Origin of the sequence: Mesorhizobium sp. M1428 (assembly GCF_040317515.1) — a bacterium.
In the GTDB taxonomy this organism is placed as follows: domain Bacteria; phylum Pseudomonadota; class Alphaproteobacteria; order Rhizobiales; family Rhizobiaceae; genus Mesorhizobium.
In genome coordinates this window covers 322,164-340,894 of the sequence record NZ_JAMYKT010000004.1, presented here as the reverse complement: position 1 = coordinate 340,894, position 18,731 = coordinate 322,164, and the positions used below count along the sequence as shown (strand labels likewise).

The 18,731-nt window shown below is 63.8% G+C and carries 21 protein-coding genes; 9 read left to right on the top strand and 12 right to left on the bottom strand.

The window, feature by feature from the left end; translation table 11 throughout:
* Positions 1-9: 9 nt before the first annotated feature.
* From NKG60_RS08790 to NKG60_RS08750, 9 genes are all read right to left on the bottom strand, one after another.
* A complete protein-coding gene (locus NKG60_RS08790) occupies positions 10-315 on the bottom strand; it encodes a DUF680 domain-containing protein (protein WP_352974840.1) in 306 nt (101 codons plus the stop codon).
* 123 nt (positions 316-438) lie between these two features.
* Entirely contained in the window at positions 439-645 is a 207-nt protein-coding gene (locus tag NKG60_RS08785; RefSeq protein WP_352863080.1) for a DUF680 domain-containing protein, read from the bottom strand.
* A gap of 71 nt (positions 646-716) precedes the next feature.
* The gene (locus NKG60_RS08780) at positions 717-920 is read right to left on the bottom strand and encodes a DUF680 domain-containing protein (RefSeq protein ID WP_352863078.1); all 204 of its coding nucleotides are present in this window, start codon (positions 918-920) and stop codon (positions 717-719) included.
* Positions 921-1,359: 439 nt separating this feature from the next.
* Complete coding sequence (locus NKG60_RS08775; protein ID WP_352863076.1) at positions 1,360-2,106, bottom strand: FAD-binding oxidoreductase; 747 nt, start codon at positions 2,104-2,106, stop codon at positions 1,360-1,362.
* Positions 2,103-2,714, bottom strand: a complete 612-nt coding sequence (locus tag NKG60_RS08770) for a molybdopterin-dependent oxidoreductase (protein WP_023680229.1) — start codon at positions 2,712-2,714, stop codon at positions 2,103-2,105. The genes NKG60_RS08775 and NKG60_RS08770 overlap by 4 nt, the downstream gene beginning before the upstream one ends.
* Before the next feature lie 132 nt (positions 2,715-2,846).
* Complete coding sequence (locus tag NKG60_RS08765) at positions 2,847-4,385, bottom strand: DegQ family serine endoprotease (protein WP_352974835.1); 1,539 nt, start codon at positions 4,383-4,385, stop codon at positions 2,847-2,849.
* 362 nt (positions 4,386-4,747) lie between these two features.
* On the bottom strand, positions 4,748-5,473 hold the full coding sequence (locus tag NKG60_RS08760; RefSeq protein ID WP_352974833.1) for an MBL fold metallo-hydrolase: 726 nt from the start codon (positions 5,471-5,473) through the stop codon (positions 4,748-4,750).
* 16 nt (positions 5,474-5,489) lie between these two features.
* Complete coding sequence (locus tag NKG60_RS08755; protein ID WP_352863068.1) at positions 5,490-6,656, bottom strand: diphosphate--fructose-6-phosphate 1-phosphotransferase; 1,167 nt, start codon at positions 6,654-6,656, stop codon at positions 5,490-5,492.
* A gap of 96 nt (positions 6,657-6,752) precedes the next feature.
* Positions 6,753-7,517 carry a L,D-transpeptidase gene (locus NKG60_RS08750; protein ID WP_352663391.1) on the bottom strand — a complete coding sequence of 255 codons (765 nt, stop codon included), beginning with the start codon at positions 7,515-7,517 and terminating at the stop codon, positions 6,753-6,755.
* A 188-nt stretch (positions 7,518-7,705) separates the two neighbouring features.
* Between NKG60_RS08750 and NKG60_RS08745 the strand changes: the two genes are divergently transcribed.
* The 3 genes from NKG60_RS08745 (at position 7,706) to xylB (ending at position 11,301) form a co-directional block, all read left to right on the top strand.
* On the top strand, positions 7,706-8,329 hold the full coding sequence (locus tag NKG60_RS08745; RefSeq protein WP_352863066.1) for a LysE family translocator: 624 nt from the start codon (positions 7,706-7,708) through the stop codon (positions 8,327-8,329).
* Between the two features lie 9 nt (positions 8,330-8,338).
* Complete coding sequence (locus NKG60_RS08740) at positions 8,339-9,664, top strand: tetratricopeptide repeat protein (RefSeq protein WP_352863064.1); 1,326 nt, start codon at positions 8,339-8,341, stop codon at positions 9,662-9,664.
* A gap of 182 nt (positions 9,665-9,846) precedes the next feature.
* Positions 9,847-11,301 carry a xylulokinase gene (gene xylB, locus NKG60_RS08735; protein ID WP_352863110.1) on the top strand — a complete coding sequence of 485 codons (1,455 nt, stop codon included), beginning with the start codon at positions 9,847-9,849 and terminating at the stop codon, positions 11,299-11,301.
* A gap of 38 nt (positions 11,302-11,339) precedes the next feature.
* On the opposite strand, the gene NKG60_RS08730 is transcribed toward xylB, so the two are convergent.
* Positions 11,340-11,702: a nuclear transport factor 2 family protein gene (locus NKG60_RS08730; protein ID WP_352863062.1), complete on the bottom strand. Its 363-nt coding sequence runs from the start codon at positions 11,700-11,702 to the stop codon at positions 11,340-11,342.
* A gap of 110 nt (positions 11,703-11,812) precedes the next feature.
* On the opposite strand from NKG60_RS08730, the gene xylA reads away from it, so the two are divergent.
* Positions 11,813-13,138 (top strand): xylose isomerase, encoded by a 1,326-nt coding sequence (xylA, locus tag NKG60_RS08725; RefSeq protein WP_352863060.1) that lies wholly within the window; start codon positions 11,813-11,815, stop codon positions 13,136-13,138.
* A 130-nt stretch (positions 13,139-13,268) separates the two neighbouring features.
* On the opposite strand, the gene NKG60_RS08720 is transcribed toward xylA, so the two are convergent.
* On the bottom strand, positions 13,269-13,901 hold the full coding sequence (locus NKG60_RS08720; protein WP_352863058.1) for a TetR/AcrR family transcriptional regulator: 633 nt from the start codon (positions 13,899-13,901) through the stop codon (positions 13,269-13,271).
* A gap of 93 nt (positions 13,902-13,994) precedes the next feature.
* Here NKG60_RS08720 and NKG60_RS08715 point away from each other — a divergent pair, with 93 nt between their 5' ends.
* Positions 13,995-14,651 carry an O-methyltransferase gene (locus NKG60_RS08715; RefSeq protein ID WP_352974828.1) on the top strand — a complete coding sequence of 219 codons (657 nt, stop codon included), beginning with the start codon at positions 13,995-13,997 and terminating at the stop codon, positions 14,649-14,651.
* A 165-nt stretch (positions 14,652-14,816) separates the two neighbouring features.
* Positions 14,817-15,026 carry a hypothetical protein gene (locus NKG60_RS08710; RefSeq protein WP_254815980.1) on the top strand — a complete coding sequence of 70 codons (210 nt, stop codon included), beginning with the start codon at positions 14,817-14,819 and terminating at the stop codon, positions 15,024-15,026.
* Between the two features lie 6 nt (positions 15,027-15,032).
* On the opposite strand, the gene NKG60_RS08705 is transcribed toward NKG60_RS08710, so the two are convergent.
* On the bottom strand, positions 15,033-16,013 hold the full coding sequence (locus tag NKG60_RS08705) for a GlxA family transcriptional regulator (RefSeq protein WP_352663405.1): 981 nt from the start codon (positions 16,011-16,013) through the stop codon (positions 15,033-15,035).
* Between the two features lie 76 nt (positions 16,014-16,089).
* Between NKG60_RS08705 and bcoG the strand changes: the two genes are divergently transcribed.
* The 3 genes from bcoG to NKG60_RS08690 are packed head-to-tail and all read left to right on the top strand — an operon-like array spanning position 16,090 to position 18,729.
* Positions 16,090-17,001, top strand: coding sequence for a 3-dehydrocarnitine:acetyl-CoA trimethylamine transferase BcoG (gene bcoG, locus NKG60_RS08700; protein ID WP_352863055.1), 912 nt, complete (start codon positions 16,090-16,092; stop codon positions 16,999-17,001).
* A gap of 28 nt (positions 17,002-17,029) precedes the next feature.
* Positions 17,030-17,659 (top strand): HD domain-containing protein, encoded by a 630-nt coding sequence (locus NKG60_RS08695; RefSeq protein WP_352863053.1) that lies wholly within the window; start codon positions 17,030-17,032, stop codon positions 17,657-17,659.
* Entirely contained in the window at positions 17,656-18,729 is a 1,074-nt protein-coding gene (locus NKG60_RS08690; RefSeq protein WP_352863051.1) for a 3-hydroxyacyl-CoA dehydrogenase NAD-binding domain-containing protein, read from the top strand. Before NKG60_RS08695 ends, NKG60_RS08690 begins: the two co-directional genes overlap by 4 nt.
* The last annotated feature ends 2 nt before the right edge of the window (positions 18,730-18,731 follow it).

The window sequence follows — 18,731 nt, the reverse complement described above, 5'->3', positions numbered from 1 at the left end:
TGGGTTTTTTTATACAAAAAAAAACGGGCGGGGGCCCGGCCCCCGGCCTTCTTTTCTGTAATTCCTTTGCGGTTTTTTTTTTTTCCCTATGTGTTGGGGGGCGGGGCCCGGCGGGGCCGACTTGGGCACATCGCCAGACGAATTCAGCAGCTTGTAGATCGGCGAGTTGCTGTCACGCACCGAATACGTCTGCGTCTTGTCGACGTTGACGGTCGCCTGCTTGTTGATGTCGGTCCCGCCAACATTATCGTTGCGGGCATAAGCGCTGCCGGCGGCAATCAAGAGAGCGGCGGCAGCAAGAACAATCTTTTTCATTTTTGATACTCCTGGATTTCAATCGAAGCGGCGAGCTCACCCGCCGCTTATCCTGTTATTGGACCATGATCTTTTGCCGAAAACCGGCTTCCACTTTACGGGATCATGGTCCGCGATCGGCTGTTAGTTGTTGCCGAAGAGGTTGCGGTCGGCGCCCTGGACGACCGGCTGCTTTTCAGCCTGGTCCGACGTCCTGACGGAAGCCGTGTAAGAGCTATCGACGGAAGGCGCAGGCTGGTTCGCGCCGTTCGAACCATAATTGTCGCTAGCCGCGAAAGCGCTGCCGGTGATGGCCAAAACGGCGGCGGCAGCAAGAACGATCTTTTTCATTTTAATACTCCTGAATTTTTTCAGATCCCGGGCGGCGGATATGCCCGCCGCCCTGATGCTGGGACCGGCTGTTAGTTGTTGCCGAAGAGGTTACGGTCGGCGCCGTGGACAGGCTGCTGGTCAGCATGAACCGGCTTCTGAATGGAAGCCGTATACGAGCTGTCGACCGAAGCGGCAGTCTGGTTCGCACCCTTGGAACCAAAGTTGTCGCTGCCAGCAAAGGCGCTGCCGGTGATGGCCAAAACGGCGACGGCGGCAAGAGCGATCTTTTTCATTTTAATACTCCAGTATCTTAGTTTCGGTCCGTCTAGCGGCGTGTCTTGGGAGGAATTCGCGTCGTCCGGACAGCCCCGATGTGGGAAAGGCAATAGTGAGTTTCCAATCACGAAGTTGTTTGGTGTGGACCAAGTTTCTACACCTTGAAATTGTGCCAGAGATTCCCTTCGCCACATTTTACTGTGTGAAATCAAGCAGATAACGCATAGCCTCGGTCTGGCTGCAAGCGACTTGGGCAGGCAGCGTTCACAGTATCCTGCACGCATTGTCAACAGAAACGAACCGTTCGGTTCGATTTTTTAAACCGATAAAAGTCGCAGCCGGGGTTGTTGGTCGAATCGTTAACCATTTCCGCCAAACGCGGCCTCGCCGTTCTGCCGGTTTTCGGCCCGTTTATGCCGGCCGGCGAAGGCAGCGACCGGGCAAAGCAGAACCGGGTCAGACCCCGTAGCGTTCGGTGCGGATGAGAGCCGCAGGCCCCCCGGCATCGATCAGTGCCTCGGCGGCGGCCGTCACGAATGCGTTCGAGCCGCAGACAAAGGCGAGTTTCGGTGGCGCGGGCAGCCTGGTCATGGCTTGCACCATCATCGCGGCGTCGATCCGCCGCGCATAATCCGCCGGACGGCGGGCCGGCTCGCGCGTCAGCGTCAGTACCAGGTCGAAGCCATCCCGGCGCTCGGCGAGGTCGATCAACTCGTCGCGAAAGATCACCTCGTCCCAGACCCGCGCCGAAAACACCAGGGCGGCCGCGACCAGCGATCCCCGCATCGCCCGGTGACGGACCATCGACATCAGCGGCACCACGCCCGACCCGCCGCCGACGAGCAGGAGCGGTCCGCCGTCGCCGTCGGACCAGACGAAATGGCCGCCGAGCGGCCCGCGCAACTCGACCTCGTCGCCCACCGCCGCGATCTCGTGAAAGAACGGCGAGACCTCGCCGTCCTCGAGTTTTTCAATCGCCAGTTCGATGGTCTCGCCGGTCTCCGGCGCGGAGGCTATGGAGTAGGAGCGGCGCGCCTGATAGCCGTCAGGCGCCGTCAGCCTGACATCGACATGCTGCCCGGCACGGTAGGCGAAAGGCCGCGACGGCTGCAGGAAAAAGCTGGTGACGCGCGGCGTGCGCTTTTGGATGCGGGTGATGGTGACCGTTTGCCAGGGCGACTGCGCCGCCGGTGCGTCGCTCATGGATCGTTCGTGTAGCGCTGCTCGCGCCACGGGTCGCCATAGATATGATAGCCTCGCAATTCCCAGAAACCCGGCTCGTCGCGCTCGGTGAACTGCAGCCCGTTCAGCCATTTGGCCGATTTCCAGAAATAGAGATGCGGAACGAGCAGCCGCGCCGGGCCGCCATGGTCGGGGGTGATCGGCTTGCCCTCGTAAAGCAGTGCCACCATCGCCTTGCCGCCGGTGAGATCCTTCGTCGGCACGTTGGTGGAATAGCCGTCGAAACCCAGCGCCAGCGTGAAGGCGGTGGGCGGCTCGATGCCGGCGTCGGCAAGGATGTCGTCGACCAGCACGCCCTGCCACGCCGTGTCGAACTTGGTCCATGCGGTGACGCAATGGATGTCGCGCGTCATCTTGGTCAAGGGCAGCGCGTTGAACTCGGCCCAGTTCCACTTCTTGATCGGCCGCGGCCCGTGCTTAAGCGTGAACGACCAATCCTCGGTGCGCACATGCGGCGTCGGGCCTGCCGACAGGACCGGGAAACCTTGCTCGAGATATTGCCCCGGCGGGATACGTGCATCCGTATCCGTCGGCGGCTTTCGTCCGGAAGAGAAGCCTCGGGTAACCATCGAGAATATCCGTTTGCGCAAGGTCCAATCGACCTTTGTCAGTTTTCTCGAAGACGCGCGCGCGGGCAACCGAAATCTTGGCTCGGCCTGGCGGCAAAGCTCTACATCGATCTCGGCAGCGCGGCGCCCGTCTCAGCCACTGGCGAAGGGGACGGCGACAAACATCTGGGCGTCGCCACGCTCGACAAGCAGCAGCACCGATTTCCTGCCGGATTTGGCAGCCTGCACAATCGCCTGGTTAGCCTGCCTGGCGCTTCTCACCGGATGCTGGTCGACGGCGACGATGATGTCGCCGGGCTGGATGCCGGAAGCCGATGCCGCCTTGTTCGGGTCGACGCGCTCGACCAGTGCGCCGTGCTGGTTGCCTGCCAGGTTCATTGCCTGCCGCACATCCGGGGTGACATCCATCAGGCCGAGACCGAGCGCCGGTGCGCGAAGGCCCTGCTCCGTCGACGGCTGACGCTGATCGCCGGTCACCGATCCCGTTGCCATGTCGTCTTCGTTGCGCCCGACCTCGGCGGAGATCTGCAGGCTTTGCCCCTTGCGCCAGACATTGAGGGTTTCCCTCGTCCCGGGCGCAATTTCGGCGACGGCGCGCGACAGATCCCTTGGATCCTTTATGTCCTGGCCAGCGAAACTGGTGATGACGTCACCGGTTTCGATGCCGGCCTTGGCGGCCGGCGATCCGTCGCTGACCTGCGCGACCAGCACGCCGGCGGGGTGATCGAGGCCGATGGCGCTCGCCATGTCAGGCGTCACCGGCTGGATCTGGACGCCGAGATAGCCGTACTGGATGGAGCCGCCCTTCATCAGCTTGGCGACAACCTTTTGCGCCTGGTCCGAGGGGATGGCGAAACCGACGCCGACGCTGCCGCCATTCGGCGAAAAGATCGCCGTGTTGATGCCGACGACATTGCCGTTCACATCCGTCAGCGGGCCGCCGGAATTGCCCCGGTTGATCGGCGCGTCGATCTGGATGAAGTCGTCAAACGGCCCGCTGTGCAGGTCGCGGCCGCGGGCCGAGACGATGCCGGCCGTGACCGTTGTGCCAAGGCCGAAAGGATTGCCGAAAGCGAGCACCTGGTCGCCCGGCATGAGCTTGTCGGAATCGCCCCATTTGACGGTCGGCAAGGGCTTGCCGGCCTTGACCTTGAGCACGGCAAGATCGTTCTTGGCGTCATGGCCGATCAATTTGGCGGGAAGCTCGGTGCCGTCGTCGAGCGTCACCTTGATCGACTGGGCGCCGTCGACGACGTGATTGTTGGTGACGATGGTGCCGTCGGCACCGACGATGAAGCCTGAACCGAGGGCCTCTGCGCGCGGCGCCTGTTCCGGCGGTGTCTTGGGGGCGGGCAGTCCCTGGTCATCGAAGAAATGGCGGAAATAGTCGTCGAAAGGCGAGGTTCCGCCAAAGGGAGAGGCGTCGCTCATGGTGTCCGGCTGTTGAGCTTTCATGACCGTCGTGATGGTCACCACCGCCGGTTTGTCGGCCGCCACGACCGGCGCGAACGAGCCGCTCGGCGCCGTCATGCCGGTGACGGGAGGGGTCACTGTTGCCGCCAGGACATCATTCAGCCTGGGAGCGAGAGGCAAGGCGAAGGGGCTGACGATCAGCCCGGCGCCCAGCAGAGCGGCGACGCGATGTCTGCGAAGGGTCTGGATTGGTGACATGGCCGTTGTCCGGGCGAGAGATTGGTGGAGCGCGGTAATGTTCCGTCGCCGGAACGATTCATCGCGCGTCGGTCGTCGGCCTTGCCTGTCTCGCCTGTCACGGCAGCCGACCGGATCGACAGCCCCGCATCTAGGGCGCCGATCATGGTTTCCAGATAATATTACGAAGATTTAATTTCCGGCTGGCAGCCGCCTTGCCGGGCTGGCGCCGAAACCCGAAAACAAAAACCCGCCTTGCGGCGGGTCGTTGGGGGAATCAGCACCATACCCAAATTAGTAGCATAGCTGCCGGCACAAAGCAAGAACAAAATAGCTGCGCAAGACAAATCGCTTCAGGTTTGTGCCGCTTCAGCAGAGGCCTCCTATTCGCCTTTCCCGTCGGTCCGGCTGAGATAGGCGGTGGCGATCTCGCGCATCCGCCTGCCGTCGAAGCTCGGTCCATGGCCGCCATGGCCGATCCGGATCGGCAGGTCGAGCAGGCGCTGCATAGTGCGGCGATAGGCGGCACGATCAGAATCCGGCAGGTCGTCGATCAGCATGGCGTCGTAGATGGCGTCGCCGGCGAAGAACAGGCCGTCTGCCTCGTCGAACAGTGCGATCGAATCCGGAGAGTGGCCGGGCAGATGCAGGACGCGGAATTGCCGGTCGCCGAGGTCGATCCTATCGCCCTCGTCCAGGGTCCTAGTCAGCGGCGCCGGCTGAATCCTGTAATCGGCCGCTTTCCAGCCCTCCGCCGGCAGCCTGGAGACGGCGCCTTCCAGATCATGGAACATGTAGGCGTAGGTAACCGCTTCATCCATGCTGTCGAACTGCGCGGCGCTGTGGCGCGGCCCTGCCCGCAACGGAAACTCGTGCAGCGAGCCGACATGATCGAGATGGATATGCGTGGCGACGACGAGCAGCGGCCTGCCGGCCGGCGTGTCGATCTGCGGCGCCAGCGGGCAGATCCCCATGCCGGTGTCGACCAGCAGGTCGACGTCGCGGCCGCGCAAATGCCAGATGTTGGCGCGCACGAAATCATGCACGAAGGGCTCGGTCAGCATCGTCGTCTTGGCGTCGACGATGGTTTTGCTGAACCAGCTGTCCATCAGATCAAGGCCGGCATCAGACGAACGGCTTGCCGATCTTGTACTTTTGCGGGACCAGCCGCTTCAGATAGGCCATGCCCGTATCGGACAGCCGGTTGACATCGGGCAGCATGAAATCATCCGGCATGTGGCGCGTCTTGCCGGCGACGTTCTTCAGCGGCACCTTCTTCAGCACGGTTTTCTTGCCGTCATATTGCAGTGCCACCGAACCGCCGCCCTCGTCGGCCACCGTGACCGCGAAGGCGCCGGCATCGAAGGCCTCCTGCGCGTCGACCGCGCTGATGGCGCCGACATAGCCGCGCGGCATGTAACCGAGCGCATCGACGCGTGCCCGCTTGCCCGGCAATCCTTCGGCGAGCGCGCGCTCCAAGGCTGCCGGCAGGTCGCTGCCCGACAGCTTGACGTTGCCGTGCTGGTCGCGCTCCAGCCTTTCCGGCGGCACCAGGCTTTCGACCAGCGCCTTGCCGTCGGCCGTGCTGACGCCTTCGGAGACGGCAACGATGCAGCGCTTGTGGCGGTCGAGCGTGGCACGCACGTCGTCGATGAAACCTGCCGCCGAGAACGGCCGCTCCGGCACGTATACGAGATGCGGGCCGCTGTCCTGGTCGAGCTGCCATGCCGCGGATGCGGCCGTCAGGAAACCGGCATGCCGCCCCATGACGATGCCGACATAGATGCCCGGCAAAGCGCGGAAATCGAGATCGACCGAAAGGAATGCGCCGGCGACGAACTCGGCCGCCGACATGAAGCCGGGCGTGTGATCGTTCTCCTCGAGATCGTTGTCGATGGTTTTCGGCGCGTGCACGAAGGCGATCTTGCCGCCGGCGGCGTCGGTGAGGATCTGCTGCGTGCCCGAGGTGTCGTTGCCGCCGATATAGATGAAGGCGTCGGCGCCGGCTTTCTTCAGGCCGTTGAGGATGAGGTCGCAATAGGCGGCATCCGGCTTGTCGCGCGTCGAACCAAGCGCGGCGCTCGGCGTCGCCGCTATCAGCCGCAGGCGGTCCTCGGGGATGGCGGAAAGATCGACGTAATTGCCGTCACGAATGCCGCGCACGCCGTGGATGGAACCAAGGACCTTGGCGCCGGGATGCCGCTTGCGGATTTCGAGCGTAGCGCCCACCACGGTCTGGTTGATGACGGCGGTTGGGCCGCCGCCTTGCGCGATGACAAAAGTTCCGGCCATTGCTTACGTCTCCCGGGCGATGAAAATCGCAGGCACATTCGCCTGTCTTGCGGCATCGCGCAACGGCAGAGTGATCGTTGAAAGCGAAGCCGCCGTTCAGACGACGACGACCGGGTTTTTCTTGGAGACGCGGCTGTAGAGATCGATGATGTCCTGGTTGATCAGGCGCACGCAGCCCGACGACATCGCCTGGCCGATGCTCCACCATTCGGGTGAGCCGTGGATGCGATAACCGGTGTCGCTGCCGTTCTGATAGATGTAGAGGGCACGCGCGCCAAGCGGATTGTCGAGGCCGCCCGGCTGTCCGCCTTGCCATTTCACCAGCTCCGGCCTGCGGGCGATCATCTCGGGCGGTGGGGTCCAGACCGGCCATTCCTTGCCGTACTGGATGTTGGCGCGACCGGACCAGCGGAATCCGTCCTTGCCGATGCCGACGCCGTAACGGATCGCCTCGCCGCCGGGCTGCACCAGATAGAGCAGCCGCTCCTGCGAGTGGACGACGATGGTGCCGGGCTGCTCGCCGGTCGGATCGACGACGATCTGGCGGCGGAACTCCGGCTTGACCTTGAGATAGGGCACTTCCGGCACGTTGAAGCCACCGTCGGTAAGCGAAGCGTACATCACGTCGGGGCTGGTGATGTTCTTGTCGACGCTGATGCTCGGACGGACGGGCCGGATCGAGCCGGTGGTGACGTCGTCGAGCTGGAGCGACGGCAGATCCAGCGTCTGGCTGCAGCCGGCGACGCCGAGCAGCGCCAGCGCACCGGCGCCGGACAGCACCGTGCGGCGGGAAAGCTGTATTTCGGTTTCGATTGCGTCGCCGGTGTGCGGCAGCGACAGACCTTGCGGCAACTCACGCATTTACCCAAACCCTACGCTATCGGCGGGAAACACGGTCCGGCCGGATTGCAGGCATTTTCACCAATCATGGTTGAAAAAGCGTGAAGGCCGGCCGCCTGGCGTTAACGAGGGGCTTTTTCGATTCTTGCCTCTTTACATCTTCGCGGGGCCAAGGATTTATCCTCTTCTTTGAGCTCAAGGAGGAGAAAATGTCTTTCGAAAACTGGGCCGCGTTTGCCGCCGCCTCGGCAGTCCTCCTGGTCATTCCGGGTCCGACCATCCTGCTGGTGGTGTCCTATGCGCTCGGCCAGGGCTGGCGCACCGCGCTGCCGATGGCAGTCGGCGTGGCGCTCGGCGACTTCACCGCGATGACACTGTCGATGCTGGGCATCGGCGCGCTGCTGGCGGCGTCGGCCACCGTATTCACGGTGCTGAAGGTGATCGGCGCCGGCTACCTGATCTATCTCGGCATCAAGCTGTTTCGCGCCGGCGGCGCGCTCCGGGCCGAACCGCGCACCGAGGCGGTGTCATCGGCCAAGATGACGGCGCATGCCTGGCTGGTCACCGCGCTCAATCCGAAAAGCATCACCTTCTTCGTCGCCTTCCTGCCGCAGTTTCTCGACCGATACGCGGATTTCTGGACACAGATGCTGATCTTCGAGACGACCTTCCTGACGCTCGCCTTCGCCAATGCCTTCGGCTACGCGCTGATCGCGGCAAGAGCGCGCAACGTGGTGCGCAACCCGAAGGCGATCCGCATCTTCAACCGCACCGGCGGCACGCTGCTGGTCGGCGCCGGGATCGCGACGGTGGCGATGCGATCGGGCAACTGAGGAGAGATAATGGCGGTCAGCGATGCATTCGGCTTGACACTGTCCGGCGCGACGGAGGCCGGGCTCTCGTCCTACAGCCGGGCTGTGCGCGAATTGCAGTGCTTCATCGGCGATCCGGTCGGTACGGTTGACCGGGCAATCGCCGACGATCCCGGCTTCGTCATGGCGCATGTGTTCAAGGGTTATCTCTTTGGCCTCGCCACAGAGCGCGAAGCGACGGCGGTGGCCAAGGCATGTCACGAGGCAGCGCTGCCGCTTGCCGCGACGACGCGCGAGCAGGCGCATGTCGCCGCCCTTGGCCACCTTGCGGTGGGACGCTGGCACGAGGCCGCCCGCGTGCTGGAGGATATCGCCATCGAGTTCCCGCTCGATGCGCTGGCGCTGCTGACCGGCCACCAGATCGACTTCTTCACCGGCAATGCCCGCATGCTGCGCGACCGCATCGGCCGCGCGCTGCCGTCCTGGCAGAGCGGCATGCCGGGCTACCACGCCATACTCGGCATGCAGGCCTTTGGGCTGGAGGAAATGGGCGACTACGCGCGTGCCGAAAGGCTTGGCCGCACGGCGGTCGATCTCGAGCCGCGCGACGGCTGGGCCCAGCATGCGGTGGCCCATGTTATGGAGATGCAGAGCCGGCAAAAGGACGGCATTCTGTGGATGCGCGCCAATCCCGAAGCGTGGACGCGGGAAAGCTTCCTGCAGGTGCACAATTGGTGGCATCTGGCGCTGTTCCATTATGATCTCGGCGAGACCGACGAGGTGCTGGCGCTCTACGACGGGCCCATCTATGGCGAGCGCTCGACGCTGGCGCTCAACATGGTCGATGCCTCGGCGATTCTGTGGCGGCTGCATCTCGGCGGCGTCGATGTCGGCGAGCGCTGGACTGCGCTCGCCGCCAACTGGTTGCCCAAGGCCAGCGCCGGCCATTATGCCTTCAACGACGCCCACGCGATGATGGCGTTTGTCGGCGCCGGCCTCGACGCGCCGGCCCGCGGCTTGCTCGAGGCGCAGCGCGAGGCGATGCAGGGTGAAGACGACAACGCTGCTTTCACCCGGGATGTCGGCCATCCCCTGACGCTCGCCATCAAGGCATTCGGCGAGGGCAATCATGCCGAGACGATACGCCTGATCCGGCCGATCCGGGCAATCGCCCATCGCTTCGGCGGCAGCCACGCACAACGCGACGTCATCGACCTGACGCTGATCGAGGCGGCCTTGCGTTCCGGTGATGGCGCGCTGGCGAGGGCGCTTGCGGCGGAACGCGCGCTGGCACGGCCGGACAGCCCGTTGTCGGCACTGTTTTCACGGCGCGCAACCGCTCTCGCGGCGAATTGACCTAGGCCACATCTTGCCTTAAAAACTGCCCCGGCAAGATTTTTTCGAGTGTCGAAAAAATCTTCGCGTGTTGACCGGGGTGCGTTTCCGGCGGCACGATTGCCGGGATATCTTCGCCGCAGGACTGGGCGGGGAAGCAAGGAAGACCGTCGCCGCCAGGCATGACGGACATGGGAGGAAACATGTATCTCGGCCTCGATCTCGGCACGTCGGGCGTCAAGGCGCTGCTGATCGATGCAAGGCAGAGCATCGTCGGTTCCGGCCATGCGCCGCTCGACGTGTCGCGGCCGCATCCCGGCTGGTCCGAGCAGAACCCCGCCGACTGGATCCGCGCCTGTGAAGCGGCGATCGGCGAGCTGAGATCCATGCATGCGAAGGAACTCGCGGCGGTCAAAGGCATCGGCCTTTCCGGCCATATGCATGGCGCCACCCTGCTCGATGCCGCCGACCAGGTGCTGCGCCCCTGCATTCTGTGGAACGACACACGCAGCCACGCCGAGGCGGCCGCACTCGATGCCGACCCGCGCTTTCGCAAGCTGACCGGCAACATCGTCTTTCCCGGTTTCACCGCGCCGAAGCTGGCCTGGGTGAAAAACAACGAGCCGGCTGTTTTCGCCAAGGTGGCAAAGGTCCTGCTGCCGAAGGACTTTTTGCGGCTCTGGCTCGCCGGCGAGCATATTTCGGAAATGTCGGATTCGGCTGGCACGTCGTGGCTCGATGTCGGCAGACGAGCCTGGTCCGCCGAACTGCTCGCCGCCACGTCGCTCGACGAAAGGCAGATGCCGTCATTGGTCGAAGGCACGGCAAAGGCCGGTGCCTTGCGCGCCGAATTGGCCGCGAAATGGGGCATGCAGGCGGGCATTCCGATCGCCGGCGGTGCCGGCGACAATGCAGCCTCGGCCTGCGGCATGGGCACGGTCGGCGCCGGCCAGGCTTTCGTCTCGCTCGGCACGTCGGGCGTGCTTTTTGCCGCCAATGCCTCCTATCTGCCCAATCCGGAAAGCGCCGTGCACACCTTCTGCCATGCACTGCCCGGCACCTGGCATCAGATGGGCGTCATCCTGTCGGCAACCGATTCGCTCAACTGGCTGTCGGCAATCGCTGGAAAAAGCGCTGGCGAGCTGACCGCCGAACTCGGCGATGCGCTGCAGGCTCCGACCGGTGTCTCCTTTTTGCCCTATCTCTCGGGCGAACGGACGCCTCACAATGATTCCGTCATTCGGGGCGCCTTGACCGGGCTTGCCCACGAGTCCGGCCGCGTGGCGCTGACCCAGGCCGTGCTCGAAGGCGTCGCCTTCGCCTTCCGCGACAGCCTCGAAGCCCTGGCCAAGGCCGGCACGACGCTGACCCGGGTGACGGCGATCGGCGGGGGCTCGCGTTCGCGCTACTGGCTGAAGGCCATCGCCACCGCGCTTGGCCTGCCAGTCGATATTCCCGCCGACGGCGATTTCGGCGCCGCCTTCGGTGCGGCCCGGCTTGGCCTGATCGCGGCGACCGGTGCCGATCCGCGCGCCGTGTGCACGGCGCCGGCGACAGACACCACGGTCGAGCCGGTCGCCGCCCTCGGCGATGCCTATGAGGATGCTTATCAGCGCTACCGGGCGCTTTATCCGGCGATCAGGAGCGCCACGGCGTGAGCGGATTCCCGCCCTCGCCGCGGCCCGCCGAGAAGGCCTCACTGCGCCGGCACCTTGTCGAGAAAGCCGGTGATGCTTTTCAGCCGGCCATTTTCGATGACGCCGATATCTGTGCCTTCGATGACGGACTCGGTGCCGTCCGGCCCGAGGTTCCACGAGAAGCGGATAGTATCGGCGAAGCCGTCCGGCTTGCCTTTCAGCGAGAACCTGAAGCCGGCAAAGCGCTGCTGCACGCCGTCGATCAGCGCCGCGATGCCGTCATGGCCGTCGCCCTGCATGATCGGATCGCGGTAGCCGACATCCTCGGTGAAGGTCGTCTTGAGCAAGGCTTTCCTGCGCGCGGCGTCGCTCTCGTTCCAGGCGGCGATGTAGTTTTCGGCAATGGTGTTGAGGTCGGTCATGGTCTGTCTCCTTCGTTGGGTGGCTTTGACATGAGCCTTTTCGACCAGCGCCAGCGCGAAACCAATTACGCCTGAGGTAATCAGGCCGAACCATGCGAGAGGAAAAGAACATGAGCAGCGGTTTTTTCGGCGACATCCGACAGATCAAATATGAGGGACCGGATTCGACCAATCCGCTGGCCTACCGGTTCTACAATCCCGACGAAATTGTCGCCGGCAAGCGGCTGGAAGACCATCTGCGCTTTGCCGTCGCCTACTGGCATTCCTTTGCCTGGCCGGGCGGCGATCCGTTCGGCGGCCAGACGTTTGAGCGGCCGTGGTTTCCGAAGGCCGGCGGTACCGACACGATGGAACTGGCCAAGCTCAAGGCCGACGTCGCCTTCGAGATGTTTTCGCTGCTGGGCGCGCCCTATTTCTGCTTCCACGACGCCGATGTGCGGCCGGAGGGCCGGGACTTTTCCGAAAGTGCAGCGCGGCTCGACGAGATCGCCGATTATTTCTCGGGAAAGATGAAACAGACCGGCGTCAAGCTGTTGTGGGGCACGGCGAACCTGTTCTCCAACCGCCGCTTCATGTCGGGCGCCGCCACCAATCCCGATCCGGACGTCTTTGCCTATTCGGCGGCGACGGTGAAACACTGCATCGACGTCACCAAGCGTCTGAACGGCGAGAACTACGTGCTGTGGGGCGGCCGCGAGGGCTATGAGACACTGCTCAACACCGACCTTGGGCGCGAGCAGGAACAGGCCGGCCGTTTCCTCAACCTGGTCGTCGACTACAAGCACAGGATCGGCTTCGAAGGCACCATCCTGATCGAGCCGAAGCCGCAGGAGCCGACCAAGCACCAGTACGATTACGACGTCGCCACCGTCTATGGCTTCCTCAAGCGTTTCGGACTCGAGAACGAGGTCAAGCTCAACATCGAGCAGGGCCACGCCATCCTGGCCGGCCATTCGTTCGAGCATGAACTGGCGCTGGCCAATGCGTTGGGCATCTTCGGCTCGATCGACATGAACCGCAACGACTACCAGTCGGGCTGGGACACCGACCAGTTCCCCAACAATGTGCCGGAGATGGCTCTCGCCTACTACCAGGTGCTGCAGGCCGGCGGCTTCAAGACCGGCGGCACCAATTTCGACGCCAAGCTCAGGCGCCAGTCGCTCGATCCGCAGGATCTGCTGATCGGCCATATCGGCGGCATGGACTGCTGCGCTCGCGGCCTCAAGGCGGCAGCGCGCATGGTCGAGGACAAGGCGCTGTCCGCCCCGCTCGCCGAGCGCTATGCCGGCTGGGATGCGGCCGAGGCCAAGGCGATGCTTGCCGGCAAGCGCACGCTTGAGGAAATCGCTGCGCGCGTCGTCAAGGAGAAGATCGAGCCGCAGCCCCGATCCGGCCGCCAGGAACTGCTCGAGAACATCGTCAACCGGTACGTCTGAGGCGTACCCGGTTCGCGGCCGCATTGTTCGAACGGCCGCGGATAAAGGCGGCTTTCCGCGGGGCTGAAACCAACAAGGTTTGCCCCGTGCGAAACTTCGCCCTGCTTGCTGACCGGGCCTGGCATTTGCCTTAGTCATGATCGAGGCCTCTCAGGTAGGCGCAGAACATGTCGGCCATGGCGTCGGCGTAGGCTTCAATCTCCTTGGCGGTTCGAGGCGCCTCCGAGAACTGCTTTCCCACCGTGCTCAGCGTCGTCATGACTAGGTCGCCGGCTACTTCGCGAGTCGCTTGTGCGGCGTTGGGCAACGCCTCCTGCATGAAGAGCTGGATGGTGCGGTCTCCGGACGCCCTTGCCGCCTGCGCCTCAGGCGCGTCGCGATAAAGCGGTGCGGCGTCGTCGAGCGCCACACGCACCGCGGCCTCGTCACACTCCGAGCGGAGGAAGGCGTGGACCAGGCCGGGCAGCCGGTCAAGCGGCGGTTTCCTGATATCCTCGAGGATGTCGCGCAGCAAACCAGTCGTCTGCCGCCATTCGTCGCTCTGGAGCCGGAACAGGATCGCCGCCTTGTTCGGAAAATACTGATACAGCGATCCGACACTGACACCGGCCTTCTCGGCCACCCGCGCCGTGGTGAAGCGCTGCGCGCCTTCTTTCGCCAAAACCTGAACAGCAGCCTGCAAAATCGCAGCGACGAGCTCTGCCGAGCGGGCCTGCTTGGGCTGTTTTCGCGAGGAAATCCGCGGACTTCGGTGATCGCTCATTGAGAGGCGCGCCAATGCGATTAGTGAATGCGAATGATTAGTCGTATTTTGAATGGCGCACAAGGACGCATTCAATTTTGACTGGAGACCGATATGACCACACTGACGACAAAGCCGCTCGCACCCCTGCTGGACCGCCTGTTCGAGGAAGCCGCTGCGGCAACGAGCCCTGCAGTGGCGGAACTCTCCGCCGAGGAGCGGATGCGCCTGGTTCGAAGCAAGACCGAATACGTCGAGCTCTATGGGCGGCTAAAGGATCTCTGGCTTCCCGTTTCGCGAGAGACCGGCACGCTGCTCTACATGCTGGCACGAGGCAGCGGCGCACGGACGATTGTCGAATTTGGAACCTCGTTCGGCATTTCGACCCTGCACCTTGCCGCAGCCTTGCGGGACAATGGCGGCGGCCGCCTGATCACGAGCGAGTTCGAGCCGTCCAAGGTGGCGCGTGCGAGGCGTAATCTGACAGCAGGCGGTCTCATTGACATGGTGGAAATCTGCGAAGGTGACGCGCTGCAAACATTAAGCGTCGATCTTCCCGAAACGGTCGACCTGCTTCTGCTCGACGGCGCCAAAGCGCTCTATCCCGAGATCTTGAGTCTGGTTGAAAGCCGCCTCAGGCCGGGCGCCTTCGTCGTTGCCGACAACGCCGATCTTTGCCCCGAATACCTCGAGCGGGTGCGCTCGACCGGGAGTGGCTACATGTCCACGCCGTTCGGCGAGGATGTTGAACTGTCGATGCGGCTTGGCTGAAGCACTGCCTGACCTGCCGGAACGATCGTGCCCAAGATGCGCGGCGGCGGACAAAACTTTGCCCGGCATCGCCCATCAATCGCCTCGCTCTTGCCTTCAAACAGCCGTCACGAACCTCCTATAGTGTGGTTCGTGGCGGGAACAGAAAGAAGGAGGCGAAACGATATGCAGCACGAACGCGAAATCGACGCCCTGCTCTCATCTGGCGAGGCCGGATCGATCATCGACCGGCTGATGGCGCTGCCGCACCCGAAGCAAGGTGCGCTGAGTGCAAACGAATGGGATCGCGCGGTCGCCAGCCGCTTCGAGACCCATCTTGCGAGACAGATGCGCTCGCAGATCGACGGCAACAGCGACCGCCAGGACGCTGCCTGATCCACCCTACCTCTGGCGCAGCCTGACCGGCGCTTCGCCGAACGCTCTTGAAAACGCTCTGGAAAATGCCGCGGCGGACGAAAACCCCGTTCGCCCGGCAATGTCCGCCATGGCGATGCGCGTATCGACCACCAGCCGGCGCGCGGCGCCGAGGCGCAGCCTGAGGTAGTAAGCGCCGGGTGTTTCGCCGATCGACTTGCGAAAGATGCTTTCCAGCGTCCGTGCCGTCACCCCGGCGCGCTTTGCCACCGCGGTGATGGTCAGCGGCTGGTCGACATGCGCTTCCATCAGCCGGATGGCTTGCGCCAGCCTGGGATCGTAGCCGTCAAGACGGCCGAGTGAGACCAGCGGCTGCGCGTCGGTCGCGGCGCGCGCCTGGTCGTAGATGAAGACGCTCGCGACATCGAGCGCGACGGCCATACCGAGCCGCGTGCGAATCAGATGCAGCATCAGGTCGAAGGTCGGCGAGGCGCCGCCTGTGGTGAACACCGGGCCATCGATGACGTAGCGGTCGGGGCGCACGTCGACGCCGGGAAAGGCCGAAGAGAAATCCTCCATGTCCTCCCAGTGGGTGGTGGCGCTGCGCCCTTCCAGCAAGCCCGCGCGCGCCACCAGCCACGTACCCGCCTCGACGCCGCCGCAGGCACGTGCCGTGCGCGCCGCCCGCCGCAGTCCGGACAGCAGGGCCGATGTGGCGTAGTTTTGCGTGCCGAAACCGGCGACGACGACCAGCATGTCGGTTGCGTCAGCCGCATCGAAGCGGCCGCTGACCGCCACCGGCAGGCCGCATGTGGTGACCGGCGCTTCGCCTGTCACCGAGACCAGCTTGAAATCGAACAGCGTCTCACCGGCAATACGGTTGGCGGCGCGCAACGGATCGACGGCGGAGGCGACGCACATGATCGACGAGCCGGAGAATACCAGCAGCGTTACCTTGAGCGGCAAACGCTCAGCCCGAAAGATCGTCGGTTTTTCGTTTTTCGTCACACGATCTTCGTAAAACGCAAAACAGTTTCCGGCAAGTCAGGCATTCTTGCCCTACGTTCTATTGGGAGAGAGTCCGATGCCGCTTGCGATGAACCGTGAGGTCTTCATTACCTGTGCCGTAACCGGGTCCGGCAGTTCGCAGGACCGCAGCCCGCATCTGCCGCGTTCGCCCAAGCAGATCGCCGATTCGGCCATCGAGGCAGCAAAGGTAGGGGCTGCGATCGTCCACTGCCATGTGCGCGATCCCGAGACCGGCAAGCCTAGGCGCGACGTGCATCTCTATCGCGAAGTAACCGAGCGCATCCGCGCGGCGGACGTCGATGTCGTTTTGAACCTGACCGCCGGCATGGGCGGCGACATGGTGTTCGGCCCGCCGGAAAAGCCGCTGCCGCTGAACGAAAAAGGCACGGATATGGGCGGTGCCAGCAACCGCATGGAGCATGTGCGCCAGTGCCTGCCGGAAATCTGCACGCTCGACTGCGGCACCATGAATTTCGCCGAGGCCGACTATGTCATGACCAACACGCCCGGCATGCTGCGCGCCATGGGCGGCATGATGACGGCGCTCGGCGTCAAGCCGGAGATCGAGGCCTTCGACACCGGGCATCTGTGGTTCGCCAAGCAATTGGTCGAGGAAGAAGTGCTGAAGCCGGACGCGCTGGTGCAATTGTGCATGGGCGTGCCGTGGGGAGCGCCGGACGACCTCAACACTTTCATGGCGATGGTCAACAATGTGCCGCCAACCTGGAACTGGTCGGCCTTTGCCATCGGCCGCAACCAGATGGCCTATGTCGCGGCCGCGGTGCTAGCCGGCGGCAATGTCCGCGTCGGGTTGGAGGATAATCTCTGGCTCGACAAGGGCGTGCTGGCGACCAATGCTCAGCTAGTCGAGCGGGCGGTCAGCATCGTGTCGAATATGGGCGCCAGGGTCATCGGCCCGGACGAAGTCCGCAAGAAGCTGAACCTGACGAAGCACGCACCGCTTTGAACAGGGAATCGGTTGGGAGGAGCCGCCGATGAAGACCGTGAAATTCACCGCCATGAAGGACGGCGACCGCGAGGATTACGCCTTCCTCACCGAGCACGAGATCGACTATGCGGCAAAGACCGGCGAGCGGTTGCTCGACGCGCTGGTCCAGCTCGACGAAGGGCTGTCGGGCTACAAGATCACCCGGCTCGGCCATTCGCTGCAGGCGGCAACACGGGCATGGCGCGACGGCGCCGACACCGACTGGATTGCCTGCGCGCTGCTGCACGATATCGGCGACATCTATGCACCCTATAATCACGACGAGTATGGGGCGTCGATCCTGAAGCCTTTTGTGCGCGAGCAATGCACCTGGGTGGTGGAGAAGCACGGCGACTTCCAGCGTCTCTATTACGCCCATCACCTCGGCGGCAATCCGCACGCCCGCGACCGTTTCGCCGGGCACATCTACTTCGACGATTGCGATGAGTTTTGCGAACGCTGGGACCAGTCGAGCTTCGATCCCGACTACGAGACATTGCCGATCGATTTCTTCCGGCCCTTCGTGCTCGAAGTGTTCGCGCGCAAGGCCTATGACGCGTCCGTGATCCGTGCCGGCGAGCGTGTCGCCCTCACCGACCCCGCAACAGCCAGCACAAGAACCGGAGCCTCCGCATGAGCATCATCAACAAGGCGGCCGCCATCGGCGGCGGCGTCATCGGCGCCGGCTGGGTGGCGCGGCTGCTGCTCAACGGCATCGAGGTATCGATCTTCGATCCCGACCCCGAGGCGTCACGCAAGGTCGGCGAGGTGATGAAGGGAGCGCGACGCGCCTACAAGCAGATGCTGCCCGGCGGCCTGCCGAAAGAGGGCAAGCTCACCTTCGCCAAGACGATCGCCGAGGCGGTGGCCGATGCCGACTTCATCCAGGAAAGCGTGCCGGAGCGGCTCGACCTCAAGCACCGCGTGCTGGCCGAGATCGACCTCTATGCGCCGGCCAACTCCATTGTCGGCTCCTCCACTTCCGGCATCAAGCCGACCGACATGCAGGTGGCGATGAAGAAGCACCCGGAACGGTTGGTCGTCGGCCATCCGTTCAACCCCGTCTATCTCCTGCCGCTGGTCGAAATCGTCGGCGGCGAACAGACCTTTCCCGAGGCGATCGAAGTCGCCAAGGAGATGTATGCCTCGATCGGCATGAAACCGGTGGTGATCCGCAAGGAGATCGAGGCCTTCGTCGGCGACCGCCTGCTCGAAGCGGCCTGGCGCGAGGCGCTGTGGCTGGTCAAGGACGGAATCTGCACGGTCGAGGAGCTTGACGACATCATGCGCTATGGCTTCGGCCTGCGCTGGGCCCAGATGGGCATGTTCCAGGTCTATCGCGTCGCCGGCGGCGAGGCCGGCATGCGCCACTTCATGGCGCAGTTCGGCCCGTGCCTGAAATGGCCGTGGACCAAGCTGATGGATGTGCCGGAGTTCAACGACGAGCTGGTCGAGCTGATCGCGACCCAGTCGGACGACCAGGCGCACGGTCTGTCGATCCGCGAGCTCGAAAAGATCCGCGACGACAATCTGGTCGCCATCATGGAGGCACTGTCGAAGCAGAACAAAGGCAAAGGCTGGGGTGCCGGCGCCCTGCATAAGGACTACACCAGGCAGCTGGCCAAACTTGCGGCGAAGAAGCCCGTTGCCTCCAAGGCGGCCGAAAAGGCCAAGGCTGAAAAGCCGAAGAAAAAGAAGAAAGGCTGAGA